We start from the raw sequence: 23,936 nt of genomic DNA on the forward strand, positions 1-23,936 counted from the left end.
CTCATCATGCGCCGATCGGCGCCGCGCGTCACCCCCGTCGACGGCAGGCCGGGCAGGGGGCTCCGAGGCCGTGTCCAGCGTCCTCCCGACGTCCCCGTGTCCTCGGGAGGGGGCAGCACGTCCGGGGTCAGTGTGTATGGTGTGCCTGTCGGGCGCCCCCGCCGATGGGGACGCGTCGCCGTTCCCCGCACCACGTCGCCGCGCACCGTCTCCCCGCAGCAGGGGACGTCGGACCACTGGTCGTCCGACCCGACAGCACCAATCGAGGAGAACTGTGTCCGGCACGAAGAAGCTGGTGATCGTCGAGTCGCCGGCGAAAGCCAAGACCATCGCCCAGTACCTGGGCGACGGCTACGAGGTGCTCGCCTCCGTCGGGCACATCCGCGACCTCATCGAGCCGAAGAACCTCCCCCCGGAGCTGAAGAAGGGCCCGCTGGGCAAGTTCTCCGTCGACGTCGACAACGGCTTCGAGCCCTACTACGTCGTCTCCGACCAGAAGAAGAAGACGGTCGCCGACCTCAAGCGCGCGCTGAAGAACGCCGACGAGCTCTACCTCGCCACTGATGAGGACCGCGAGGGCGAGGCCATCGCGTGGCACCTCCTCGAGGAGCTCAAGCCCAAGGTCCCCGTGCACCGCATGGTCTTCCACGAGATCACGAAGGACGCGATCCAGAAGGCGCGCGACAACACCCGGGACATCGACACCTCCCTGGTCGACGCCCAGGAGACCCGCCGCATCCTCGACCGCCTCTACGGCTACGAGATCTCGCCCGTGCTGTGGCGCAAGGTCGGCCCCGGGCTCTCGGCCGGCCGGGTGCAGTCGGCCGCGACCCGCCTGGTGGTCGACCGCGAGCGGGAGCGCCTGGCGTTCGTGTCGGCGAGCTACTGGGACCTCGCCACCGTGCTGGCGCCCGAGTCGGACGCCGCGGCGGGCTTCGACGCCCGCCTGGCCCGGCTCGACGGCAAGCGGATCGGAAGCGGCCGCGACTTCGACGACCGCGGTCAGCTGAAGGGCGACGTCACCGTCCTCGACGAGTCCACCGCCGGTGCCCTCGCCGAGGCCCTGCGTGACCCCGCCACCACGGTCCGGGTCTCGAACCTCGAGTCCAAGCCGTACTCGCGCCGCCCCGCCGCCCCGTTCACCACGTCCACGCTCCAGCAGGAGGCGGCGCGCAAGCTCCGCTTCTCGGCGCGCCAGACGATGAGCGTCGCGCAGTCGCTCTACGAGAACGGCTTCATCACCTACATGAGGACCGACTCGCCCGGGCTCTCGCAGCAGGCGCTGAACGCCGCACGCACCCAGGCCGCGTCCCTCTACGGAGCCGAGACCGTCCCGGACAAGCCCCGGCTGTACTCCGGCAAGAACAAGAACGCGCAGGAGGCGCACGAGGCCATCCGGCCCGCGGGCGAGACCTTCCGCACCCCGGACCAGCTCTCGGGCACCCTCCGCGGCAACGACCTCCGCCTCTACGAGCTCATCTGGAAGCGCACCGTCGCCTCGCAGATGGCTGACGCCAAGGGCTCGACCGCCACCGTGACGCTGCTCGCCGAGCCGGCCGGCGACGTCGCGAAGACAGCCGAGTTCACCGCCTCCGGAACCGTCATCACCTTCCGCGGATTCCTGCTCGCCTACGAGGAGGGGCGCGACGAGGAGCGTCACGGCGCCCGCGACGAGAAGGACGCCAAGCTGCCGGTGCTCGAGGTCGGCCAGAGCCTGGTCGTCGCCGAGGTCGAGGCCAAGGGCCACGAGACCTCGCCGCCCCCGCGCTACACGGAGGCGAGCCTGGTCAAGGCGCTCGAGGAGCTCGGCATCGGCCGGCCCTCGACCTACGCGTCGATCATCTCCACCATCGTCGACCGCGGCTACGTCACTCCGCGCGGCACCGCCCTCGTGCCCAACTGGATCGCCTTCTCGGTGGTCCGGCTGCTCGAGGACTTCTTCTCCGACCTGGTGGAGTACGACTTCACCGCCGAGATGGAGGGCGACCTCGACCGCATCGCCGGCGGCGAGGAGGACCGCGTCGCCTGGCTCAACCGCTTCTACTTCGGCGGAGGCACGCACCCCGGGCTCCGACACGTCGTGGACAACCTCGGCGAGATCGATGCGAAGAGCATCAACTCCGTCCGGATCACCGACGACATCACCCTGCGCATCGGCAAGTACGGCCCCTACCTCGAGGTGGCCCAGGAGGAGGGGCAGGAGACGCCGCGTCGCGTCAACCTGCCGCTCGAGCTGGCTCCCGACGAGCTCACGCCCGCCAAGGCGCAGGAGCTCGTCGACGCCCCGGTGCAGACCGACCGCGTGCTGGGAAGCAACCCCGACTCGGGCAAGACCGTCGTCGTCAAGGACGGGCGCTTCGGCCCCTACGTGACCGAGGTCGATCCGGAGCCGGAGACCACGGCGGATCCCGCCACCGGGGAGGTCGTCGAGCCCGCGCCCGCGAAGCGCGGCGCGAAGAAGCCCGCTGTCGTGAAGCCGCGCACCTCCTCCCTCTTCAAGTCGATGGACGTCGCGTCGATCGACCTGGCGACGGCGCTGCGCCTGCTCGACCTGCCGCGCACGGTCGGCGACGACCCCGAGAGCGGCGAGCCGATCACGGCTCAGAACGGCCGGTACGGCCCTTACATCAAGAAGGGCACCGACAGCCGGTCGCTCACCAGCGAGGACCAGATCTTCGAGGTCGACCTGCCGACGGCGCTCGAGATCTTCGCCCAGCCGAAGTACGGGGCGCGACGCGCGTCGAGCGCGCTGAAGGAGTTCGAGGCGGACCCCGTCAGCGGCAAGCCGATCCGGATCCGCGACGGACGCTTCGGCGCCTATGTGACCGACGGCGAGACCAACGTCACGATCTCCAAGGGCCTCACGATCGAGGAGATCGACTTCGAGCAGGCGGTCCAGATGCTCGCCGACAAGCGCGCGAAGGGCCCGGCCAAGAAGGCTCCGGCCAAGCGCGCGCCGGCCAAGAAGCCCGCGGCGAAGACGACGGCGGCCAAGACGACGGCGGCCAAGACGACGGCGGCCAAGACGACGGCGGCCAAGACGACAGCGGCCGCCAAGAAGACGACCGCAGCGAAGAAGCCCGCCGCGCCCCGCGCCACCGCCGCGAGCCGCGCGGCTGCGGCGGCCGCCGCCGAGACGTCGGACGCGACGGAGTCGTGACCGGGCTGTTCGTCACCCTCGAGGGCGGGGACGGCGCGGGCAAGACCACGCAGGCCCGGCTGCTCGAGGAGTGGCTGGGCACGCGGGGCGAGACCGTCGTCCGCACCCGCGAGCCCGGAGGCACCGAGGTGGGCCTGCAGATCCGCGAGATCGTTCTGCACCACCGCGGCGAGATCGACCCGCGGGCCGAGGCCCTGCTCTACGCGGCGGACCGCGCCCAGCACATCGGGACGCTCGTGCGACCGGCGCTCGAGCGCGGCGAGGTCGTCGTGCAGGACCGCTACATCGACTCCTCCGTCGCCTACCAGGGAGCCGGGCGGGTCCTCGACGCCGTCGAGGTCCGGCGGCTCTCGGAATGGGCCACCCGCGACCTGAGGCCCGACCTCACCGTCCTGCTCGACCTCGACCCCGCCGTCGCGCGGGGCCGGCTCGACGCGGCCCGCACCCGCTTCGACCGGCTGGAGGCCGAGAAGGCGGAGTTCCACGGGCGCGTGCGCGAGGCGTTCCTGGCGATCGCCGAGACGGACGCCGAGCGCTTCCTCGTCCTGGACGCCGCTCTCCCCGTCGAGGAGATCGCGGCCGCGGTGCGGGAGCGGGTCGCCGCGCTCCTCGACGGCGCGTCGGCTGTCGGTGCTCGCGGTTAGCCTGGTGGCATGACCGTCTGGAGCCAGCTCGTCGGGCAGGAGCACGCCATCGGCGCCCTGCAGGACGCCTCGACGCCCCGGGACGACCGTGGCCGGGAGTCGTCGTCGATGACGCACTCCTGGCTCATCACCGGCCCTCCCGGGTCCGGCCGCTCGAACCTCGCCTACGCGTTCGCCTCCGCACTGCTCTGCCGCCACGGCGGCTGCGGGGAGTGCCCCGACTGCCGCCAGGTCGCCGCCCGCTCCCATCCCGACCTCGCCGTGCTGACGACCGAGCGCGTGATCATCTCGATCGACGAGGTGCGGCGGCTGGTCAGCAGCTCGCAGTACTCGCCCTCGGTGTCGCGCTACCGCGTCATGGTCATCGAGGACGCCGACCGGATGAGCGAGCGCACGTCCAACGTGCTGCTGAAGGCGCTCGAAGAGCCGCCGGAGCGCACGGTCTGGATCCTGTGCGCCCCGAGCGAGGCCGATCTGCTCCCCACCATCCGCTCCCGCGTCCGCTCCGTGCGGCTCCGCGTGCCGAGCGTCGAGGACGTCGCCGGGCTCCTCGAGCGCCGCGACGGGGTCGACCCCGAGACCGCCGAGCGCGCCGCCCGCCAGGCTCAGAGCCACATCGGGATGGCGCACCGCCTGGCGACCGACGCGAACGCGCGCGAGCGCCGCGAGGAGACGCTCCGCATCGCCCTGCGCCTCCGCGGCGTCTCGGACGCGGTGCTCGGCGCTGCCCGGATGATCGAGGTCGCGACCGAGGACGCCAAGGCGATCACCCTCGAGCGCGACGAGGCCGAGCGGCAGCAGGCGCTGCGCTCGCTCGGCGTCGAGCCCGGGGGCACCGTGCCCGCGCAGCTCCGCTCGCAGCTGCGGGCGCTCGAGGAGGATCAGAAGCGACGCGCGACGCGGAGCCTCCGCGACGGCCTCGACCGGATCCTCGTCGACCTGCTCTCCCTCTACCGCGACGTGGTGCGCCTCCAGCTCGGAGCGCCCGGCGGCGTCATCAACGAGGAGGTCCGGACCGAGATGACCGCGCTCGCCGACGCGACTCCGCCCGACCGCACGCTCGCCGTCCTCGACGCGATCGCGACCGCCCGGCAGCGGATCGACGCGAACGTCTCCCCGGTCCTCGCTCTCGAGGCGCTGCTCGTCGTCGCGGCGCGCCGCCCGGTGGCCGCGTGAGGCGGGGGCGCCGGTCGGCCGCCGTCGTCGCGCTCGCCGCGGCCGCGTCCCTCCTGACCGGCTGCTTCGCGCCCGGCCCGAGCGTCGACCGGAACTCCACCCCCTATCCGCAGACCGTCGACGACTCCCTGGAGCGCTACTACTCGCAGGTGCTGGTCTGGGACGACTGCGGCGACGGCGCTCTCTGCACCGACGCGACAGTCCCGCTCGACTGGGACGACCCCTCGGGGGAGACGGCGTCGATCGCCCTGGTGCGCCGACCCGCGACGAAGGGACCGGCGATCGGCTCCCTGCTCGTGAACCCGGGCGGACCGGGAGCGTCGGGCGTCGACTTCATCCGCGACAGCGCCGACTACGCGGTCGACACCGCGCTCGCCGCCCGGTACGACGTCGTCGGCTTCGATCCGCGCGGAGTGGGCGCCTCCACCGCGGTCTCCTGCCTCGACGCCGCGGGCCTCGACTCCTACCTCTACGACATCACGCCCGGGGAGCGGGGCAGCGACGAGTGGATCCAGGCGCAGCGCACGTCCGCCGCTGCGTTCGCCGCCGCCTGCCAGGAGCGCAGCGGGCCGCTGCTGCCCGAGGTCGGCACCCCGAGCGCCGCCCGTGATCTCGACGTGCTGCGCGCGGCGCTCGGCGATGAGACGCTGCACTACCTCGGCTACTCCTACGGCACGTTCCTCGGAGCGACCTACGCCGGGCTGTTCCCGGACCGGGTCGGCCGCCTCGTCCTCGACGGCGCGATCGATCCGGCGGCCACCTCGTTCGACGTGGTGCGCGAGCAGGCGAAGGGGTTCGAGAGCGCACTGCGCGCCTACCTCGCCGACTGCCTCCGCTCGGACGACTGCCCGTTCACCGGCACCGTCGACGCGGGGATGGCCCAGCTGAAGCGCATGCTCGAGGACGTGGACGCCTCGCCGATCCGGGCCGCCGACGGCCGTGAGCTCGGCGCGAGCACGCTGTTCACCGCGATCGTCTACCCGCTCTACGACGCCACGGCGTGGGGAGCGCTGAGCGAGATGCTGGCCGGCGTCCGCCGGGGCGACCCCGCGGTCGCGTTCCAGTACGCGGACGCCTACAACGGGCGCGACGCGGACGGCCGGTACGCGGACAACACCACCGAGGCGTTCCTCGCGATCAACTGCGTCGACTACTCCTACGACGCCGACACCGCCTCGATGCGCGCCGACGAGGCCGCTCTCGAGCAGGCCGCGCCGACGATCGGCCGCTACATGGCCTACGGCGACATCCTCTGCAGCGAGTGGCCGGCGGCGTTCGAGGGCTCCCGCGAGCCGATCACCGCGGAGGGCTCGGCGCCCATCCTGGTCGTGGGCACCACGAACGATCCCGCGACGCCCTACGTGTGGGCGCAGGCGCTCGCGGGCGAGCTCTCCGCCGGTCACCTGGTCACCTACGACGGCGAGGGCCACACGGCCTACAACAAGTCGACGTCCTGCGTGAACGACGCGGTCGACGCGTACCTGCTCGAGGGGACCGTCCCGGAGGTGGACCCGCAGTGCTGACCGAGCAGGAGCGGTCCCGCGAGCAGCAGCCCGGGCTCCGCGAGCGCAAGCGCCTGGCCACGCGGCGGGCGATCGAGATCGCCGTCCTCCGCCTCGCTAGCGAGCGCGGGCCGGAGCGCGTGACCATCGACGACGTCTCGCGCGCCGCCGACGTCTCCACGCGCACCTTCTTCAACTACTTCGCCTCGAAGGAGGACGCGCTGGTCGGCGGGCTCCCGGTCATCGCCGACGAGACGGCGGCGGCGTTCGTCGCGGGCCGGGGCGCCGTGCTCGAGGACCTGCAGAGGGTCTTCGTCGCCGCGATGGAGGAGCCGCTCGAGGAGGACCGGGAGCTGCACGTCCTCCGCCGCGCGCTCTTCCGCGAGCACCCGCATCTGGTCGGTCTGAAGATCGCGGGCATGCGCGAGTTCGAGCTTGCGGTCGAGGGGCTCGTCGCCGAGCGTCTCGGCCAGGAGGACGACGACGCGGAGCGGGTGCGCAGCCGGGCGCGGATGCTGACGCTCCTCGGGCTCGCCGCCGTCCGCCACGCCTGGGCGGCCTGGGTCGATCACGACGGCCGGGAGGCCCTGCCCGGACGCATCGCCCGCTCCTTCGAGGAGCTCCGCGGCGCGCTCGCCTGAGCCGAGCGAGGCGGTCGCCGCCGCCGTCGCGGAGCCTCTGCTCGACCGCGCCGTCCTGATTCACGCCCGGGGGCGCGAGCAGGCTATGCTGTGTAATCGTGTCCGGGGCTCAGGCCCCGCGTGCACGCCGCCTTAGCTCAGTCGGCAGAGCGTCTCACTCGTAATGAGAAGGTCGTGGGTTCGATTCCCACAGGCGGCTCCCTCTCCCGTCATCCGCGACGTCCCGGCCGGATCCGCGAGTTCCCGGCCTCATCCGCGACGTCCAGGTCGCGTCGAACTCGCGTCGCTACCCTGTTGCGGATGACCGACACGCCTCCTCCCCGCCGTCGCCGCACTCTCGTGGTCGCCGCGGTGCTCGCGGCCGCCGTGCTCGGTGGCGGCGCCTTCGGCGTGGGGACGGCCCTCGGCAGCGCCGCGGAGCCCGGGGCGCTGCCCGTCGTCTCGACCCCGACCGCCACCGCGACTCCCGCACCGACGCCGACGGCCACGGCGCGGCCGACCGCCGAAGCGGCGGCCGAGGCGCTCCGCACCTGCTCGGTGGCGGGGCTCGCCGCCGACCCGCGCCTCGGCTCGATGCAGGCGCGTGTGGTCGACGCCGCGACGGGCGAGGTCCTGTTCGACCGCGGGGGCGGGACCGCGTCCCGCACCGCCTCCGCCCTCAAGATCCTCACGGCCGCGTCGGCGCTCGCGGTCCTCGGCCCGGACACGCGGATCGCCACCACCGTGGTCCGGGGGAGCGAACCCGGGAGCGTCGTCCTTGTCGGCGGGGGAGACCTCACCCTGACCCGGCTCCCGACCGGCCGGGAGTCGACCTACGCCGGAGCGGCCCACCTCGACGACCTCGCGGCGCAGGTCGAGAGCGCCTGGGAGGCCGACCCCTCCACCGCCGGGACGCCGATCACGTCGCTGGTGCTCGACTCCTCCCTCTACTCGGGCGAGACCTGGCAGCCGAGCTGGAACCGCAAGGAGCAGGTCGACGGCTACATGCCAGAGATCACGGCGCTCCAGGTGGACGGCGATCGCGAGGACCCCACGGCCTCGACCTCCGAGCGCGGCACGGATCCGGTCGGCCGGGCCGGAGAGGCGTTCGCCGACGAGCTGGACGGCTCGCCCGTGGTCTCCACCGGGACCGCTCCCGCGGGCGCCGCGGTTCTCGGCTCGGTCGAGTCGGCCCCGGTCGGCACGCTCGTGCAGCAGATGCTGCTCGTCTCCGACAATGCGATCGCCGAGATGCTCGCGCGGCTCGTCGCGATCCGCACCGGCGCGGGCAGCGACTTCGCTGCCGAGCAGGCCGGTGTGCTGCAGGGGCTCGCCGGTTACGGTGTCGACACGTCCGGGATCGCGATCGTCGACGGCTCCGGTCTGAGCGACGACAACGCGGTCGCGCCGGCGTACTTCACCGAGCTGCTCCGGAAGGTGCAGGCCCGCGAGGGGCAGCTGGGGATCCTCCTGGACGGCCTGCCGGTGTCGGGCCGGACGGGCTCGCTCTCCTACTCCGACCGCTTCGCCGGCGACAACGCCGCGGCCGACGGCGCGGTGCGGGCGAAGACGGGCTGGATCGACACCGGCTACACCCTGGCCGGCGTGGTCACCGCGGCGGACGGCACCGAGCTGACCTTCGCGGTCTACGCTCTCGGCGACGTCTCCGACTCGGCGAAGACCGCGATCGACGCCCTCGTGACGGGCGTCTACCGCTGCGGATCCTCGCTCTCCGACTCCTGACCCGGACGGGTCGGCCGCCCGCTCCTCCTCTCCACCTCCTCCCGGAAGGCCCACGATGACCACCGCACTCCTGATCGTCGACGTGCAGAACGACTTCACCGAGGGCGGCGCGCTCGCCGTCACAGGCGGCGCGGCCGTCGCCCAGGGCATCACCGCGCATCTGGCGGCGCACGCCGACCGGTACTCCGCGGTGCTGGCCTCCCGCGACTGGCACGAGGGCGACTCCGACAACGGCGGCCACTTCGCGGTGGAGCCGGACTTCGTCGACAGCTGGCCCGTCCACTGCGTCGCCGGCACGGACGGCGCGCGGTTCCACCCGGCCCTGGACACCGCTCGGATCGACGTGCAGATCCTCAAGGGGCAGGGCCGCCCCTCCTACTCGGCCTTCGAGGGCACGACGGAGGCGGGCGAGGAGCTCGGCGCCGTGCTCGCGGAGCGGGGCGTCACAGCGCTCGACGTCGTGGGACTCGCGACCGACCACTGCGTGCGCGCCTCGGCACTCGACGCGCGACGGGCGGGGCTCGAGGTCCGCGTGCTCGAGGACCTGGTCGCGGGCGTCTCCGAGGAGGCGAGTGCCGCGGCGCTGCGAGAGCTCACGGAGGCGGGAGTCCGCGTCGAGCGGTCCGTCTGAGGGCTCGTCCCTCCACAGGGCTCAGGGAGGCGCAGGTCCTCGCGGCTCCCGGCGACCCCGCCCCCGGAGCGATCGCCCGTCCTACACTGGGACGACGAGAAGCTCCTCCTGGCGCGGTCTGCGCGCTCCGATCCGAAGAAGTGGTTCCCTCCTGTGACTGATTCCGTCGCGTCCCGCGCCGCCGAGACCGCTCTGCTCGCCCGCATCCCCACGCAGCTGCTGATCGGCGGTGAGTGGGTGGACGCCTCAGGCGGCGGCTCGATCGACGTCGAGGACCCGGCTACCGGAGCGGTCCTGGTCTCGATCGCCGACGCGACTCCGGAGGACGGGGTCCGGGCGCTCGACGCCGCCGTCGCCGCCGGTCCGTCGTGGGCCGCGACGGCGCCGCGGAAGCGGGGCGAGATCCTCCGGCGGGCGTTCGACCTCCTGCAGGAGCGCACCGAGGAGTTCGCGCTCCTGATGGCGCTCGAGATGGGCAAGCCGGTCGCGGAGGCGAGGGGCGAGGTCGTGTACGGCGGCGAATTCCTCCGCTGGTTCAGCGAGGAGGCGGTGCGCATCAGCGGACGCTACGGAGTCTCGCCCGAGGGCAGCGGCCGGATGATCGTCTCGCAGCACCCGGTGGGCCCCTGCTACCTCATCACCCCCTGGAACTTCCCGCTCGCGATGGCGACGCGGAAGATCGCTCCGGCGCTGGCGGCGGGCTGCACCGTCGTCGTGAAGCCGGCCGAGCTCACTCCGCTCACCACGCTCGCCTTCGCGGCACTGCTCGCCGAGGCGGGGCTCCCCGACGGCGTGCTCAACGTGGTCACCACGTCCTCGGCGGGAGCCGTGTCGGCTCCGATCCTGTCGGATCCCCGCCTGCGGAAGGTGTCCTTCACCGGCTCCACGCCCGTTGGGCGCACGCTGCTGCAGCAGGCCTCCGAGAACGTGCTGCGGACCTCGATGGAGCTGGGCGGCAACGCGCCCTTCGTCGTGTTCGAGGACGCCGACCTCGACCGGGCGGTCGAGGGCGCGATGCTCGCGAAGTTCCGCAACATCGGCCAGGCCTGCACGGCCGCCAACCGCTTCTTCGTGCACGAGTCGATCGCCGAGGAGTTCGCGGCGCGGATCGTGGGGCGCGTGCGCGCTCTGCGCGTCGGCCGCGGCACCGAGGACGGAGTGACCATCGGCCCGCTGATCGACGAGCGCGCGGTCGAGAAGGCGTCCGCGCTGGTGGAGGACGCCGTCTCCCGCGGCGCGCGCCTGCTCACCGGCGGCGATCGGATCGAGGGGGCGGGCCACTTCTACCGGCCGACCGTGCTCGCGGGGGTCGACCGGGAGAGCGAGATCCTGCGCACCGAGATCTTCGGCCCGGTCCTCGCGATCGTGCCGTTCACCGACGAGGACGACGCCGTCGCGCTCGCCAACGACACCGAGTACGGACTGGTGTCCTACGTCTTCACGCGCGACCTCGCCCGCGGTCAGCGGATGATCGAGCGGCTCGCCACCGGAATGATGGGCCTCAACGTCGGCGTGGTGTCGAACGCGGCGGCGCCCTTCGGCGGGGTGAAGCAGTCGGGCCTCGGCCGCGAGGGCGGACTCGAGGGGATCCACGAGTACCTCAGCACCAAGTACACGCTCACCCCCGACCCCTTCGCCTGATCCGGTGGAGCGGATCGAGGTCACCGCGCTCGACGACCCGCGGCTGCGCGACTACGCGCACGCGACCGACGTCGCGCTGAAGAACGCCCGCGGCCCGCACGGCCTGTACATCGCGGAGTCGGCGCTCGTGCTCGAGCGCGCGATCGCCGCCGGGCACCGGCCGCGCTCGGTGCTCGCCCTCGGCGGGTCGGCCGGCGAGGCCGAGCGCCTGGTCGGCCGCTTCGACGTCCCCGTCCTCACGGGCCCGGGTGAGCTCCTGGCCGAGCTCACCGGGTACACCCTGCACCGCGGCCTGATCGCGGCGATGGACCGGCCCGTGCTGCCCGACCCGGCCGGCCTGCTCGCGGGAGCGCGCCGCGTCGTCGTGCTCGAGGACGTGGTCGACCCGACGAACGTCGGCGCGATCTTCCGCTCCGTCGGGGCCATCGGAGCCGATGCCGTGCTGGTGACGCCGCGCTGCTCCGATCCGTACTACCGCCGCGCCATCCGCGTGAGCATGGGAACGGTCCTCCAGGTGCCCTGGACGCGCGTCGGCGACTGGCCCTCGACGCAGCGGCTCCTGCACGGAGCGGGCTTCACGATCGCGGCGATGGCTCTGACCCCGGAGGCGGTGCCCCTGCGGGACTTCACCGCCCGCGCTCCGGAGCGCGTCGCCCTCGTGCTCGGCACCGAGGGGCAGGGTCTCACCGCCGACGCGCTCGCCGCCGCCGATGTCGCCGTCCAGATCCCGATGCGGCACGGGATCGACTCGCTCAACGTCGCTGCGGCGTCGGCGGTCGCGATGTGGGCGCTCGCCGAGCCCTCCTGACAGGCGCGCCTGTGCCCCGTTGGGGGTGCCACTGGGGCGTGAGAGCGCGCCCAGCGCTCGCCGGAAGCATCGACTGCGCTACCGTGGCCGCACTCCCGCCCGCAGCCGTCACGAACGAGGTCGTCCATGCTCCTGCGCACGACGCTCCGCCCGCCCGTCGCGCTGCTCGTCGGAGTCGCGCTCGCACTGAGCCTCACCGCCTGCTCCGGTCCCGCTGCGGAGGTGCCGGACGGGTCCGTGCGCGACTCGGGCTCCGTCGCTACCGCTGCCCCGGCGCCCACCGGCACAGCCGATGCCGAGAGCGGAGCGCGCATGACCCGACTGATCAGCGACTGCCTCGCCCGCTACGGCCTGAGCGACCGGCCGCCGCTCGCGAGCCCGCTCGCGGAGGAGGAGGTCCGCCTGGCGGCGCAGCGCGCCCGTGACGCCTACGACGCCACCCTGACCGACTGCTCGGCGCAGGCGCTCGCGTCCGGAGAGCCGAGCAGTGATCCGACGGGGGAGCCCGGCAGCGAGCCGACCGACGATCCCGACGCCGACTCCACCCCCGCTCCGGCGGGCTGACCATGCGACTCGAGGGGACGTCCGCGCTGATCGCGGGGGGAGCGTCCGGACTGGGAGCCGCGACGGCGACGGCGCTCGACGCCGCAGGAGCGCACGTGGTCGTGCTCGATCTGCCGCACGCGGTGGAGGCCGCGCGTCTGCCCGCCTCCGTGCAGCTGATCGCCGGGGACGTCCTCGATCCGGACGCCGTCTCGCGCGCCGTGGCGGCGGCGGGGGAGCTGCGCGTCGCCGTGAGCTGTGCAGGCGTGGCCACACCCGGGCGGCTGCTCGGACGCGACGGGCCGCTGCCGCTCGAGCAGTTCGAGCGGGTGCTGCGGATCAACACGACCGGGACGCTCAACGTGCTGCGCCTCGCCGCGGCGTCGATCGCCGAGCGGGAGCCGGTCGACGGGGAGCGGGGAGTCCTGGTGACGACCGCCTCCGTCGCCGCCTTCGAGGGGCAGATCGGGCAAGCGGCCTACGCCGCGTCGAAGGGAGCCGTGGCGGCGATGACCCTGCCGCTCGCGCGCGAGCTCGCGGCCCGGCTCGTGCGTGTGGTGTCGATCGCACCGGGCACGTTCGACACGCCCCTGCTCGCCGGGCTGCCGGACAAGGCCCGCGAGGCGCTCGGCTCGGCGACGCCGCATCCGGCCCGCCTCGGACGCCCCGAGGAGTTCGCGGCCCTGGTGCGGCACATCGTCGAGAACCCCATGATCAACGGCGAGACCATCCGGCTCGACGGGGCCCTGCGGCTGCCGCCGCGCTGAGGGACGAGCGGGCGCAGGCTGCCGGTCGAGACGTGCGGGCGCTCGACACGCCGCTGCGCGGCTGGTCGACCGGCATGAGGCGGCGGCGGTCGCGAGACGCCGCTGCGGCGTCCGTCAGACGAGCAGCTGGTGCTTGGCGAGGTCCCGGTAGAGCGGCGTCGACTCGACGAGCTCGGAGTGGGTGCCGACTCCCACGACCTCGCCCTTCTGCAGCACGACGATGCGGTCGGAGTCGACCACCGTCGACAGGCGGTGCGCGATCACCAGCAGGGTCCGGTTCTCGGCGACCGCGTCGATCGCCAGGCGCAGGCGCTGCTCGTTGAGGCCGTCGAGGCTCGACGTGGACTCGTCCAGCAGCAGGATCGGCGGGGCCGCCAGGAGCGCGCGGCCGATCGCGAGGCGCTGACGCTCACCGCCCGAGAGCATCACTCCGCTCTCGCCCACCGGCGCGTGCAGGCCGAGCGGGTTGCGCTCGAGCACGTCGGTCAGGTTCACCGCCTCGAGCACCCGGAGGCAGTCGGCGTCGTCGGCGTCGGGGCGGCCGAGGACGAGGTTCTCGCGGATGGTGCCGGCCAGGACGGGGGCGTCCTGCTCGACGTAGCCGATCTGCGCGCGGAGCGCGTCGCGGTCGATGGCCGTGATGTCGACACCGCCGAGTCGGACGACGCCGGCCTCCGGGTCGTAGAACCGCTCGATGAGGGCGAGGATCGTGCTCTTGCCCGCTCCCGACGGCCCGACCAGGGCGGTGCGCTTGCCGCGCGGCACGGTGAAGGAGACGCCGCGCAGGACGGTGCGGTCGCGCTCGTCCGCCACGGCCGCCGCGTCGGGCACGGCGCCCTCCTCGTAGGAGAACACCACGTCCTCGAAGGAGATGGCCTCCTCCGCCACGCCGGCGCCGAGGCCGCCCGCGGAGGCGTCGCCGTCGCCCTCGATCGGCAGGTCGATGATCTCCTGGATGCGGCCGAGGGCGCCCAGCGCCGAGTTCACCGAGGTGATGGCGCCGATGAAGTTGCCGAGCGGCATCACCATCATGAAGAGGAAGAGGATGAACGAGACCAGCTGGGCGATGTCGATCGCGCCGGACGCGACGCGGTAGCCGCCGACGCCGAGGACGGCGAGGAAGGCGACCTGCATGGCGATCCCGGCCACCGGCACCACGAGGGCCGAGACGTGTGCGACGCGGATCCCGAGGCGGTACGCCTCCGTCGCGTGCTGGTCGACGACCGCGATCTCACGGTCGGTGGCTCCGGCGGCACGGATCGTCCGGACGGCGCTGATGGCGCGCTCGACGGCCGCGGCCAGATCGCCGACCTTCTCCTGCGCCTTGCGGCTGGCGGTGCGGATGCCGCGGCCGAGGGTCAGCGCGAGCCCGAGGGCCACCGCCACCACCGCCACGATGATCAGCAGCAGCACCCAGTCGATGACGGCCATCGCGATGATCGCGCCGACGAAGACGAGGGAGCCCGCGATCGAGTCGACGAGCCCCTGGGTCAGCACGGCGCGCAGGAGCGTGGAGTCGGAGCCGACGCGGGAGACGAGGTCGCCGGTGCGGCGCGCGTCGAACTCCCGGATGGGGAGGCGCAGCAGCCGTGCGACGAGGCGGCGGCGGCTCGAGAGCACGATCCCCTCGCCGGTGCGCTGGAGCAGGTAGTGCGCGAAGCCCGAGATGAGCCCGGAGGCCACGACCAGGCCGACGAGGGCCCAGACGAGCGGGCCGAGATCGAGACCGGACTGGACCCGGGTGATGACCTGGCCGACGAGCAGGGGCTGGCCGAGGCTCGCCGCCGCTCCGAACAGACTGAGGACCACGACGACCGAGAGGATGCCGCGGTGCTCGAGCAGGTAGGGCACGAGCTGCGAGAAGGAGGCGCGGGGTCCGTCGTCGCGGGAGGGTCGTCGTCCGCCGCGCCGGGAGGTGGTGGTGCTCATCGCCGTCCATTCTGCCCCGTCGTCGCTGCGAGCAGGCCGCCAGAGGGCGGGCCCGGTGCTCAGGGAGGCGGCGGAGACGCGGACGGCCCGCCGGGGGATCCCGACGGGCCGTCCTCTGCAGGGAGTCCTACGACACGTTGTCGTGGTACGACGCGTTCTTCGTCTCCTTGGAGAGCAGGAGCGCGATCAGCGTCAGCACGGCCGCGGCGCTGAGGTAGAGGCCGACCAGCACGGTGCTGCCGCCCGCCGCCCTCCAGAGCGCGACCGCGATGATCGGCGCGAGGGCCGCTCCGAGGATCGATGCGAGGTTGTACGCCATCGCCGAGCCGGTGTAGCGGACGTTGGTCGGGAACAGCTCGGGGAGGACGGCGCCCATCGGGCCGAAGGTCAGGCCCATCAGCGTGAAGCCGAGGATCAGGACGGCCATGACGCCCGCGAAGCCGGCGCTGAACAGGGGCACGAAGAGCAGGCCGAACACGAGGATCGCCGCGGTCACCACGAGCAGCGTCCGCCGGCGGCCGAAGCGCTCCGCGAGCGGGCCGGAGACGAGCGTGAAGATCCCGAAGAACACCACGCCGACGATCAGCATGACGAGGAAGTCGTTGCGCGTGTAGCCGAGGCCCGGAACCGCGCCGTCGACGGGCGAGGTGCCGTAGGTCAGCGTGAACGTGGTCATCAGGTAGAAGAGCACGTAGGTCGCCAGCATGATGAAGGTGCCCAGGATGAGCGGGCGCCAGCTGGTGACGAAGACGCGGGCGAGGGGCAGCTTGGCGACCTCGCCCTTCTCGACGACCTTCTGGAACGCCGGCGTCTCGACGAGCTTGAACCGCACGTAGAGCCCGATGATCACGAGCACGGCGCTCGCCAGGAACGGCACGCGCCAGCCCCAGGCCGCGAACGTCTCGTCGCTCATCGTGCTCGCGAGCACCAGGAACAGGACGTTGGCGACGATGAAGCCGATCGGTGCGCCCAGCTGCGGGAAGGTGCCGTAGATGGCGCGCTTGCCGGCCGGTGCGTTCTCGGTCGCGAGCAGCGCGGCTCCGGACCACTCGCCGCCGAGGCCGAGGCCCTGGCAGAAGCGCATCACCACGAGCAGGAACGGAGCGAGGAACTCCCAGCCGGGCGTGAGCGCGGTGGGCAGGCAGCCGATCAGGAAGGTCGCGACGCCCATGGTGAGCAGCGAGGCGACGAGGGTGCCCTTGCGGCCGACGCGGTCGCCGAAGTGGCCGAAGATGATCGACCCGATCGGGCGCGCGATGAACGCGACGCCGAAGACGGCGAAGGAGGCGAGGAGGGCCGTGGCCGGGTCCTCGTTGACGAAGAAGAGCGACGGGAAGACCAGGACGGCGGCGGTCGCGTAGGCGTAGAAGTCGTAGAACTCGATCGACGTGCCGATGAGGCTGGCGAGGATGACGCGGCCGCGGGAGTTCTGCGGGGCGGCTGCTGGCGCGTCGGAGACGGCGGGAGAAGACATGAGGGAGGGGCTCCGTGTGGACGGCGGCTCCCCCCGAGCCGGCGGGGCGGGGCGTCGATCGGGCGTCGCGGGCCGCTGTGGCGAGGGGGAGGAGAGAGGGGTCGCTCGTGACGACCCGTCCACTTTACTCCGTGTTCTCCCAGGTTCGTGTGCGGGCGGCCCCAGGACGGGAGCCGCCCGCAGTGGTTCAGCCGCGCAGCGAGCGGAGGAGCAGAGCGGTCGAGACCGCCGCCTCGGCCGCCTCGCGCCCCTTGTCCTCCTTCGAGCCGGGAAGGCCCGCGCGATCGATGCCCTGCTGCTCGGTGTCCAAGGTGAGCACGCCGAAGCCGACCGGCTTGCCGGTCAGGATCGAGACGGTGGTGAGCCCGGAGGTGGCGGCGTCCGAGACGTACTCGAAGTGCGGGGTGCCGCCGCGGATGATCACGCCGAGGGCGACGACCGCGTCGGCCCCCGCCTCCAGGGCCGCCTTCGAGGCGACGGGCAGCTCGAACGAGCCGGGCACGCGCACGAGCGACCAGGACGCTCCGGCCTCGTCGAGGGCTCGGCCCGCTCCGGCGATCAGACCGTCGCTGATCTGCTCGTGCCAGGTGCCCGCGATGACGACGACGCGCAGTCCCGCGCCGTCGAGAGGGGAGGTGGTGGGGGCGCCGCTACCGGCCATTGCTACTCCTTCGTGGTGGCGCCGGCGATCCCGGCGTCGAGGGCGAGGCCGGAGATCCCGGCGTCGAGGGGGTCGTGGTCGAGGACGCTGTCGAGGGTGTGGCCCATGCGGTCGCGCTTGGTCTCGAGGTAGCCCTCGTTGAAGGCGCCGACTCCGACGACGAGCGGCACGCGCTCGGCGACGACGATGCCGCGGTCGGTGAGCTGGCGGACCTTCTCGGGGTTGTTGGTGAGCAGGCGCACCTCGGTGAGGCCGAGGTCCTCGAGGATCCCGACCGCCGCTCCGTAGTCCCGCGCGTCGGCGGGGAGCCCGAGGGCGAGGTTCGCGTCGAGGGTGTCGAGGCCGTCCTCCTGCAGGCGGTAGGCGCGCAGCTTGTTGATCAGGCCGATGCCCCGGCCCTCGTGCCCGCGGAGGTAGACGACGACGCCGCCGTCCCGCTGGATCGTGTCGAGGGCGGCGTCGAGCTGGGGTCCGCACTCGCACTTCAGCGAGCCGAACGCCTCGCCGGTCAGGCACTCGGAGTGCACGCGCACCAGGGCGGGCCGCCCCGCGGCGACCTCTCCCGCGAGGATCGCGACGTGATCCGCTCCGGTCTGCCGGTCGCGGTAGGCGCGGATGCGGAACGGGCCGTGGGTGGTCGGCACCGTGGTCTCGACCTCGAAGCTCACCCGCGCGCTCTCCGGGACCGCGACCGTGACGGGCACCTCCGCGTCGCAGTGGAACTCCTGCAGGTACGCGATGAGGGCCGCGACCGTGGTCACCGGCACGCCCTCGCGCTCGCCGAGGGCGATCAGGCCGGGCAGCCGCATCATCTCGCCGTCCTCGGCGACGATCTCGGAGATCGCGCCCACGGGGTACAGGCCGGCGAGCTTCATCAGGTCGACGGCCGCCTCCGTGTGCCCGTCGCGCTCGCGCACGCCGCCGTCGACGGCGCGCAGCGGCAGGATGTGGCCGGGGCGGTTCAGGCGGGAGGGGGTCGCCTCGGGGTCGGCCAGCACGCGGAGGGTGTGCGCGCGGTCGGAGGCGCTGATGCCGGTGGAGAGCCGGTCGGCCGCGTCGACGGACAGCGTGTAGGCGGTGCCGCGCGGGTCCTCGTTCTCGACCACCATCAGCGGCAGGGCGAGGCGGTCGGCGATCTCGTTGGTCATCGGCGCGCAGATGAACCCGGAGGAGTGGCGGACCATCCAGGCGATCGTCTCCTGGCTGGCGAGCTGGGCCGAGACGATGACGTCGCCCTCGTTCTCGCGGCCCTCGTCGTCCGCGACGATGATCGGGCGCCCGGCGCGCAGTGCCTCGACGGCCTCGGGGATGGTGGCGAGGCTCATGAGCGGGCCTCCGCGATCGAGCGCAGGGCGAGCATCCGCTCGACGTGGCGGGCCAGGACGTCGGTCTCGATGTTGACCTGATCGCCGATCGCGCGCGCGCCCAGCGTGGTGACGGCGAGCGTCTCGGGGATCAGCGAGACCTCGAACCACTGCTCCGGCTCGGCGGCGGGGCTGATCGCCGAGACGGTCAGCGAGACGCCGTCCACCGCGATCGAGCCCTTGTCGACGACGAGCGGAGCGATGCCGGTCGGCAGCGAGAACCGCAGCACCCGCCAGGCCTCGCCCGGTGCGATGGCGAGCAGCGTCGCCGTGCCGTCGATGTGGCCCTGGACGATGTGGCCGCCGAGCCGGTCGCCGACCAGCGCGGCGCGCTCGAGGTTCACGGGGTCGCCGACGCCCACGGTGTCGAGGGTCGACATCCGCAGGGTCTGCGCCATGACGTCGGCGGTGAAGCCCTGGTCGGTGTGCTCGACCACGGTGAGGCAGACGCCCGAGACCGCGATCGAGTCGCCGTGCCGCACGCCCTCGACGGCGAGGGGCCCGCGGATGCTGAGGCGGATCGCGTCGGCGCCCGCCTCGACGGCGGTCACGACGCCCTTCTCCTCGATGATTCCGGTGAACATCAGTGGGTCTCCATCTGCAGGGCGTGGGGGAGGCGGGCCGGGGTGCCGGCACCGCCCGCGGGGAGGACGTCGGGGCGCGCGGTCACGAGGAGGTCGTCGCCGAGGATCTCGACCGAGCGGAGGGAGAGGCGCCGGGCCCCGCCGATGCTCTCCACGCCGAGGTCGCCGAGCGCGAGGCGGGGGCCGCCGAGGAGTGCCGGCGCGAGGAACACGAGGTACTCGTCGACCAGTCCGGCGGCGACGAGCGCGGAGGCGAGGGTCGGCCCGGCCTCGACATAGACGCTGCGGATCTCGGCGGAGTAGAGGTGCGCGAGGACCGCGGCGAGGTCGCGGGTGCGCTCGACCATCGCGGCGCGGGGGTGCTCGTGCAGGCGGGCGCCTGGCGGCACGGGGCGCGTGCCGACGACGACGGGCACCGGCTGGTGGGCGAGGAGCTCGCCTCCGTCGCCGCGGGCGGTGAGCGCGGGATCGTCGGCGAGGACGGTCCCGGTGCCGACGAGGATCGCGTCGTGCGCGGCACGCTGCTCGTGTACGCGCTGCCGGGCCGCCGCTCCGGTGATCCAGCGGCTGCTGCCGTCCGCCGCCGCGGTGCGGCCGTCGAGGGTCGAGGCCCACTTGAGCGTGACGAAGGGGCGGTGCAGGCGGGTCGCGGTGAGCCACGGGTGGAGGAACTGCTCTCCCTCCTCGGCGAGCACGCCCTCGATCACCTCGACGCCGGCCTCGCGGAGGGTGCGACCGCCGCCGGCCGAGCGCTCGCCCGGGTCCGGCACGGCGTAGACGACGCGGGAGACGCCCGCCTCGATCAGGGCGCGGCTGCAGGGACCCGTGCGCCCGGTGTGGTCGCACGGCTCGAGCGAGACGACGGCCGTCGCGCCCTCGGCGGCGCCCGCCGCGACGTGCGACAGGGCGTCGACCTCGGCGTGCGCGGTGCCGGCTCCGTGGTGCCAGCCCTCGCCGAGGACGGTGCCGTCGGGCGCGAGGATCACGCAGCCCACGCGCGGGTTGGGTCCGCGGGCGGGCCCGCGCTCGGCGAGCGCCAGCGCCCGGCGCATCGCGTGCTCGTAGTCGATCGTCATTCCCGGTTCTTCCGTTCGTCGCCGAACTCCGGGGTCTCGATCGACGGTGCGCGGGCACCGTCGCTCAGCATCGCGCGGTGATGCGCGACGCTCGTGCTGCCTCTCCTCCGGACTTTCACCGTCGGTCCTGGAGTTCCACCAGGTCAACCGCCGCCCCTCTCGAGGGGCTGCGGCTCGCGGACTGTGACCGCCGGTTCGGAATTCCCACCGACCCCGGAGCACGTGCTGTCCGGTCAGCCTACTCACCCGCCGCCCGGAGGGAGCCTCCGCGCGTCACACTCCCGGCGCACGGTCGGCTGGCGCGGGCGGGCGGCGCTCGGACGCAGGGGCCGGGTCGCGCTCGTCGAGTCCCGCGCGGCAAAGGACGCCCGGCTCAGTGCCGGTGCTCGTCCACCCAGCGCGGGAAGGGGTCCGCGTACTCCGCCCAGGCGGCGGGGCCGGCCAGCAGCTCCTCGGGGGTGAGCAGGCAGCTCTGCAGGACGGCGGTCAGCCTCCCGGTGTCCAGGCCCGTCCCGAAGAAGGCGAGCTCCTGGCCGAGAGGCGCGTCCTCGTCCCAGCTGAGCAGGCTGGTCGGGTCCAGCGTCAGCACGTCGCCGGCGACCGACCACGAGCCGACCCGGTCGGCGCGCGTCGCCAGGCGCACCAGGCCGCGGGAGCGGAGGATGCGGCCCACCTTCTCCGCCACCAGCTCCCCGTGGACCGCCGTGCTCAGGCGGCCGGGGTGGAAGGGCAGCGGATCGCGGAACACGAACTCCTCGACGGTCGTGCCCGAGGCGCGGCGCCGCGAGGTCCCGTTGAGGGCGCACTGCCAGCCCATCGAGGAGGCGATCGCGTGCGCGCGCCGGGGGTGGAGCCTCCGTGGCGCCGCCGGGAGCTCACCGGCGGGGAGGAGATCGGCGGTGGGGGCGAGTGCTCGCAGGAGGTCGCGGACGAGTGCGGTCCGCTCGGGGTCGCTGTCGGAGAGGGGCTCGGCGAGGGCGATGAGGCTCGAGAACTCCAGGCGGGCGGCGAGGCGCTCCGCCGAGTCGAAGGAGGGGCCCGCGCCGCCGCAGAGCACGCGCAGGATCTCCTCCGTCGACGTCACGGCGACCACGTCGAGGATCGCGATGCGGGTGTCGGCCGGATGCCGCCGCGCGCAGAGGTGCTCGAGGACGAGTCCGATCTCGAGCGGGTCCGCCTCGGCGTCGAGGGCGACGACGGTGTGACCGCGGTGACCGTCGTCGGCGTCGGCGGCGAGGCGCCGGTGCAGCTCCTCCGCGAAGGCGGGGCCGTCGGCGCCGGGCAGGTCGACCTCGAGGTCGATCCGGGACTCGGGCCTGCCGGCGAGGAGCGCGGCGGTCCGCGCGGCGTCGTGGGGCTCGGTCGCGCTCACGAGGGTGACGGCGAGTGCGGGGGGTGCGGGGTGGCGGGGATCCATGAGCCGCTACTCTATCGATAACAGTTCTCATTAACGACAGGAGCATCCGTGAAGGTCCGCAACTCCCTCAGGTCGATGAAGGCGCAGCCCGGCTCGCAGGTGGTCCGCCGACGCGGCCGCGTCTTCGTGATCAACAAGCTGAACCCGCGCTTCAAGGCCCGTCAGGGCTGAGCGCCGACGGGAGGGTGCGAGCCCTCCCGTCGCGCACGGCCTCAGTGCTCGTCGTAGTGGCCGGCGTGAGCGGCGTGCTTGTGGCCGTCGTGGACGAAGTCGACGTGGTCGTCGTGCTGCACGGTCTCGTGGCCGCAGGCGTCGCCGTGCTCGTGGTCGGCGGTCGAGTGCTCGGCCTCCGACTCGTGCTCGTCGTAGTGGTCGCCGTGCAGGGCGTGGTGGTGCGTGCCGTGGACGTAGTCGACGTGATCCTCGTGCTGCACGGCCGGGTGGCCGCAGCCCTCGCCGTGCTCGTGCTCGGTGACGGGGTGCTCGGCGTGGAGATCGGTGGTGCTCATGGTGCTGCCTTTCCGGATGCGGGGGCCGCGGACGCGACGGGCTCCAGTCGACCAGATCCATAAACGCATTGCAATGGATGCGCCTAATCGAGAGCGATCATCGTTCCCGACAAGGACGGAGGTCACCCCTCCAGGGCGTGCCGGACGGCGTCGTCGACGATGTGCGTGACGTGGGTGTCGGCGACGGAGTAGTGCGCCTCGCGGCCCACGCGCTCGACCGCGACCAGCCCGGCGGTGCGGAGCATCCGCAGGTGCTGCGAGACCAGCGGCTGCGAGAGCCCGGTCACCTCGGCCAGCCGCCCGACCGTCGACGTCTCCTCGGCGAGGGCCCGGAGCAGGCGCAGCCGGGAGGAGGAGGACAGCACCTTGAAGAGCTCGGCGGCGGGTTCGAGGTCCTCGGTCATCTGCTCATGTAAGCAGAGGTGCATGCGCCGTGTCCGCGCGGCGCCCCGCGCGCCTCCGGCTACCCTCGGTGCGATGGACGAGGACAGGTACGGGCAGGACGTGCTCGCCGGCGACTGGCGCGCCCGCGGCAGGGTCGAGGTGGCGGTGGTCGAGGCCGAGCGCGATCTGGTGGTCGAGGAGGTCGCCTCCGGCTTCGTGGGCGCCGTGCTCGGCGTGGAGCTGCGGATGGTGCGGCTGGAGGACCGGTTCGGCAAGGTCCGCGTGTTCCCGCTGGGGCCCGGGTTCCTCCTCGAGGGGAAGCCCGTGTCGCTCAAGGCGCCCGGGCTGAAGCGCGACGCCGGCCTCGGTCGCGCGCGCTCCGCCTCCGGCTCCTTCCACGTCGCCGACGCGAAGGCGCGGGTCGCCCTGCCCAGCCGCATCTACGTCGAGGGCCGGCACGACGCAGAGCTGGTCGAGAAGGTCTGGGGCCACGACCTGCGGGTCGAGGGCGTCGTCGTCGAGTACATCGAGGGCGTCGACAACCTCGACGAGCTGGTGCGAGAGTTCCGGCCCGGTCCGGGGCGCCGCATCGGCGTGCTCGTCGACCACCTGGTGCGCGGCTCGAAGGAGTCTCGGATCGCCGACCAGGTCGCCGCCGGTCCGCACGGCGCCCACGTCCTCGTCGTCGGCCACCCCTACATCGACGTCTGGCAGGCCGTGAAGCCCGGCCGGATCGGCCTGGAGCGCTGGCCCGAGATCCCGCGCGGCACCGAGTGGAAGCACGGGATCTGCGAGGCGCTCGGCTGGCCGCACGAGGAGCAGGCCGACATCGCGCGCGCCTGGCAGCGCATCCTCGGCCGGGTGCGGACCTTCCAGGACCTGGAGCCGGCGCTGCTGGGCCGGGTCGAGCAGCTCATCGACTTCGTGACGGAGCCCGCATGACCCGGCACGCGGGGCTCGGCTTCGCCCTCGACGCCGTGCTCGTCCTGGTCTTCGTGCTGATCGGCCGCGGGAGCCACGATGAGGGGTCGGCGCTGATCGGCCTGCTCACCACGCTCTGGCCGTTCCTGGCGGCGCTCCTGCTCGGCTGGGTCGTCACGCGCTCGTGGCGCTCCCCGGACCGGATCGTGCCCGCCGGGCTCGTCGTCTGGGCGGTGACCGTCGCGGGCGGGATGCTCCTGCGGATCGCCTCCGGGCAGGGCGTGCAGTGGAGCTTCGTGATCGTGACGGCCGTCGTGCTGGCCGTGTTCCTCCTCGGCCGCCGCGCTCTGACGCGGCTGATCGCCCGCCGGCGCTAGGCGGA

23 protein-coding genes, 1 tRNA gene and 1 riboswitch are annotated in these 23,936 nt (G+C 73.2%); of the genes, 15 read left to right on the plus strand and 9 right to left on the minus strand.

Annotation, left to right across the window (positions count from 1 at the left end; translation table 11 throughout):
• Positions 1-274: 274 nt before the first annotated feature.
• From topA to GSU40_RS05025, 12 genes are all read left to right on the plus strand, one after another.
• On the plus strand, positions 275-3,160 hold the full coding sequence (gene topA / locus GSU40_RS04970; RefSeq protein ID WP_160033920.1) for a type I DNA topoisomerase: 2,886 nt from the start codon (positions 275-277) through the stop codon (positions 3,158-3,160).
• Positions 3,157-3,804 carry a dTMP kinase gene (tmk, locus tag GSU40_RS04975; protein ID WP_160033922.1) on the plus strand — a complete coding sequence of 216 codons (648 nt, stop codon included), beginning with the start codon at positions 3,157-3,159 and terminating at the stop codon, positions 3,802-3,804. Before topA ends, tmk begins: the two co-directional genes overlap by 4 nt.
• A gap of 9 nt (positions 3,805-3,813) precedes the next feature.
• Positions 3,814-4,980, plus strand: coding sequence for a DNA polymerase III subunit delta' (locus GSU40_RS04980; RefSeq protein ID WP_104222203.1), 1,167 nt, complete (start codon positions 3,814-3,816; stop codon positions 4,978-4,980).
• On the plus strand, positions 4,977-6,503 hold the full coding sequence (locus tag GSU40_RS04985; protein ID WP_160033924.1) for an alpha/beta hydrolase: 1,527 nt from the start codon (positions 4,977-4,979) through the stop codon (positions 6,501-6,503). Before GSU40_RS04980 ends, GSU40_RS04985 begins: the two co-directional genes overlap by 4 nt.
• Complete coding sequence (locus tag GSU40_RS16905) at positions 6,497-7,123, plus strand: TetR/AcrR family transcriptional regulator (protein WP_181027157.1); 627 nt, start codon at positions 6,497-6,499, stop codon at positions 7,121-7,123. Before GSU40_RS04985 ends, GSU40_RS16905 begins: the two co-directional genes overlap by 7 nt.
• Before the next feature lie 126 nt (positions 7,124-7,249).
• Positions 7,250-7,322 (plus strand) — tRNA-Thr (locus tag GSU40_RS04995).
• 101 nt (positions 7,323-7,423) lie between these two features.
• Positions 7,424-8,845, plus strand: coding sequence for a D-alanyl-D-alanine carboxypeptidase/D-alanyl-D-alanine-endopeptidase (dacB, locus tag GSU40_RS05000; RefSeq protein ID WP_160033926.1), 1,422 nt, complete (start codon positions 7,424-7,426; stop codon positions 8,843-8,845).
• Positions 8,846-8,900: 55 nt separating this feature from the next.
• A complete protein-coding gene (locus GSU40_RS05005; protein WP_160033928.1) occupies positions 8,901-9,476 on the plus strand; it encodes a nicotinamidase in 576 nt (191 codons plus the stop codon).
• 153 nt (positions 9,477-9,629) lie between these two features.
• Positions 9,630-11,117 carry an NAD-dependent succinate-semialdehyde dehydrogenase gene (locus GSU40_RS05010; RefSeq protein WP_160033930.1) on the plus strand — a complete coding sequence of 496 codons (1,488 nt, stop codon included), beginning with the start codon at positions 9,630-9,632 and terminating at the stop codon, positions 11,115-11,117.
• Positions 11,118-11,121: 4 nt separating this feature from the next.
• Positions 11,122-11,925 carry an RNA methyltransferase gene (locus GSU40_RS05015; protein WP_160033932.1) on the plus strand — a complete coding sequence of 268 codons (804 nt, stop codon included), beginning with the start codon at positions 11,122-11,124 and terminating at the stop codon, positions 11,923-11,925.
• A gap of 126 nt (positions 11,926-12,051) precedes the next feature.
• The gene (locus tag GSU40_RS05020; protein ID WP_160033934.1) at positions 12,052-12,489 is read left to right on the plus strand and encodes a hypothetical protein; all 438 of its coding nucleotides are present in this window, start codon (positions 12,052-12,054) and stop codon (positions 12,487-12,489) included.
• 2 nt (positions 12,490-12,491) lie between these two features.
• Complete coding sequence (locus tag GSU40_RS05025; protein WP_160033936.1) at positions 12,492-13,235, plus strand: SDR family NAD(P)-dependent oxidoreductase; 744 nt, start codon at positions 12,492-12,494, stop codon at positions 13,233-13,235.
• A gap of 114 nt (positions 13,236-13,349) precedes the next feature.
• Here the strand turns inward: GSU40_RS05025 and GSU40_RS05030 are convergent, their stop codons facing one another.
• The 7 genes from GSU40_RS05030 to GSU40_RS05060 form a co-directional block, all read right to left on the minus strand.
• Positions 13,350-15,164, minus strand: coding sequence for an ABC transporter ATP-binding protein (locus tag GSU40_RS05030; protein WP_104233721.1), 1,815 nt, complete (start codon positions 15,162-15,164; stop codon positions 13,350-13,352).
• A gap of 127 nt (positions 15,165-15,291) precedes the next feature.
• On the minus strand, positions 15,292-16,638 hold the full coding sequence (locus GSU40_RS05035; protein WP_104222221.1) for an MFS transporter: 1,347 nt from the start codon (positions 16,636-16,638) through the stop codon (positions 15,292-15,294).
• A gap of 187 nt (positions 16,639-16,825) precedes the next feature.
• Positions 16,826-17,299, minus strand: a complete 474-nt coding sequence (gene ribH, locus GSU40_RS05040; RefSeq protein ID WP_104292283.1) for a 6,7-dimethyl-8-ribityllumazine synthase — start codon at positions 17,297-17,299, stop codon at positions 16,826-16,828.
• Positions 17,300-17,301: 2 nt separating this feature from the next.
• Positions 17,302-18,624, minus strand: coding sequence for a GTP cyclohydrolase II (gene ribA / locus GSU40_RS05045; RefSeq protein WP_104222225.1), 1,323 nt, complete (start codon positions 18,622-18,624; stop codon positions 17,302-17,304).
• Complete coding sequence (locus tag GSU40_RS05050) at positions 18,621-19,247, minus strand: riboflavin synthase (RefSeq protein ID WP_104233719.1); 627 nt, start codon at positions 19,245-19,247, stop codon at positions 18,621-18,623. Before GSU40_RS05050 ends, ribA begins: the two co-directional genes overlap by 4 nt.
• Positions 19,247-20,323, minus strand: coding sequence for a bifunctional diaminohydroxyphosphoribosylaminopyrimidine deaminase/5-amino-6-(5-phosphoribosylamino)uracil reductase RibD (gene ribD, locus GSU40_RS05055; protein ID WP_244229601.1), 1,077 nt, complete (start codon positions 20,321-20,323; stop codon positions 19,247-19,249). The genes GSU40_RS05050 and ribD overlap by 1 nt, the downstream gene beginning before the upstream one ends.
• Positions 20,324-20,414: 91 nt before the next feature.
• Positions 20,415-20,547, minus strand: a riboswitch (FMN riboswitch).
• A 149-nt stretch (positions 20,548-20,696) separates the two neighbouring features.
• Positions 20,697-21,740 (minus strand): GTP-binding protein, encoded by a 1,044-nt coding sequence (locus GSU40_RS05060; protein WP_160033938.1) that lies wholly within the window; start codon positions 21,738-21,740, stop codon positions 20,697-20,699.
• 48 nt (positions 21,741-21,788) lie between these two features.
• Between GSU40_RS05060 and ykgO the strand changes: the two genes are divergently transcribed.
• Positions 21,789-21,911 carry a type B 50S ribosomal protein L36 gene (ykgO, locus tag GSU40_RS05065; protein WP_104226896.1) on the plus strand — a complete coding sequence of 41 codons (123 nt, stop codon included), beginning with the start codon at positions 21,789-21,791 and terminating at the stop codon, positions 21,909-21,911.
• A 41-nt stretch (positions 21,912-21,952) separates the two neighbouring features.
• Here ykgO and GSU40_RS17050 read toward each other — a convergent pair whose 3' ends face one another.
• Positions 21,953-22,249, minus strand: coding sequence for a hypothetical protein (locus GSU40_RS17050; RefSeq protein WP_104222233.1), 297 nt, complete (start codon positions 22,247-22,249; stop codon positions 21,953-21,955).
• 122 nt (positions 22,250-22,371) lie between these two features.
• Complete coding sequence (locus GSU40_RS05075; RefSeq protein WP_104222235.1) at positions 22,372-22,653, minus strand: metalloregulator ArsR/SmtB family transcription factor; 282 nt, start codon at positions 22,651-22,653, stop codon at positions 22,372-22,374.
• A gap of 73 nt (positions 22,654-22,726) precedes the next feature.
• On the opposite strand from GSU40_RS05075, the gene GSU40_RS05080 reads away from it, so the two are divergent.
• Positions 22,727-23,575, plus strand: coding sequence for a DUF3097 domain-containing protein (locus GSU40_RS05080; RefSeq protein WP_104233716.1), 849 nt, complete (start codon positions 22,727-22,729; stop codon positions 23,573-23,575).
• A complete protein-coding gene (locus tag GSU40_RS05085) occupies positions 23,572-23,931 on the plus strand; it encodes a DUF3054 domain-containing protein (RefSeq protein WP_104250613.1) in 360 nt (119 codons plus the stop codon). The genes GSU40_RS05080 and GSU40_RS05085 overlap by 4 nt, the downstream gene beginning before the upstream one ends.
• Positions 23,932-23,936 lie beyond the last annotated feature (5 nt).

The sequence above is a fragment of the Rathayibacter sp. VKM Ac-2805 genome (assembly GCF_009834265.1).
Classification (GTDB): domain Bacteria; phylum Actinomycetota; class Actinomycetes; order Actinomycetales; family Microbacteriaceae; genus Rathayibacter.

Bases quoted from the DNA above. Each gene is read 5' to 3' on its own strand.
- GSU40_RS04980 (WP_104222203.1), top strand. From the start codon at position 3,814: ATGACCGTCTGGAGCCAGCTCGTCGGGCAGGAGCACGCCATCGGCGCC.
- dacB (WP_160033926.1), top strand. From the start codon at position 7,424: ATGACCGACACGCCTCCTCCCCGCCGTCGCCGCACTCTCGTGGTCGCC.
- GSU40_RS05005 (WP_160033928.1), top strand. From the start codon at position 8,901: ATGACCACCGCACTCCTGATCGTCGACGTGCAGAACGACTTCACCGAG.
- GSU40_RS05020 (WP_160033934.1), top strand. From the start codon at position 12,052: ATGCTCCTGCGCACGACGCTCCGCCCGCCCGTCGCGCTGCTCGTCGGA.
- GSU40_RS05025 (WP_160033936.1), top strand. From the start codon at position 12,492: ATGCGACTCGAGGGGACGTCCGCGCTGATCGCGGGGGGAGCGTCCGGA.
- GSU40_RS05030 (WP_104233721.1), bottom strand. From the start codon at position 15,164: ATGAGCACCACCACCTCCCGGCGCGGCGGACGACGACCCTCCCGCGAC.
- GSU40_RS05035 (WP_104222221.1), bottom strand. From the start codon at position 16,638: ATGTCTTCTCCCGCCGTCTCCGACGCGCCAGCAGCCGCCCCGCAGAAC.
- ribH (WP_104292283.1), bottom strand. From the start codon at position 17,299: ATGGCCGGTAGCGGCGCCCCCACCACCTCCCCTCTCGACGGCGCGGGA.
- ribA (WP_104222225.1), bottom strand. From the start codon at position 18,624: ATGAGCCTCGCCACCATCCCCGAGGCCGTCGAGGCACTGCGCGCCGGG.
- GSU40_RS05050 (WP_104233719.1), bottom strand. From the start codon at position 19,247: ATGTTCACCGGAATCATCGAGGAGAAGGGCGTCGTGACCGCCGTCGAG.
- ribD (WP_244229601.1), bottom strand. From the start codon at position 20,323: ATGACGATCGACTACGAGCACGCGATGCGCCGGGCGCTGGCGCTCGCC.
- GSU40_RS05060 (WP_160033938.1), bottom strand. From the start codon at position 21,740: ATGGATCCCCGCCACCCCGCACCCCCCGCACTCGCCGTCACCCTCGTG.
- GSU40_RS17050 (WP_104222233.1), bottom strand. From the start codon at position 22,249: ATGAGCACCACCGATCTCCACGCCGAGCACCCCGTCACCGAGCACGAG.
- GSU40_RS05075 (WP_104222235.1), bottom strand. From the start codon at position 22,653: ATGACCGAGGACCTCGAACCCGCCGCCGAGCTCTTCAAGGTGCTGTCC.
- GSU40_RS05080 (WP_104233716.1), top strand. From the start codon at position 22,727: ATGGACGAGGACAGGTACGGGCAGGACGTGCTCGCCGGCGACTGGCGC.
- GSU40_RS05085 (WP_104250613.1), top strand. From the start codon at position 23,572: ATGACCCGGCACGCGGGGCTCGGCTTCGCCCTCGACGCCGTGCTCGTC.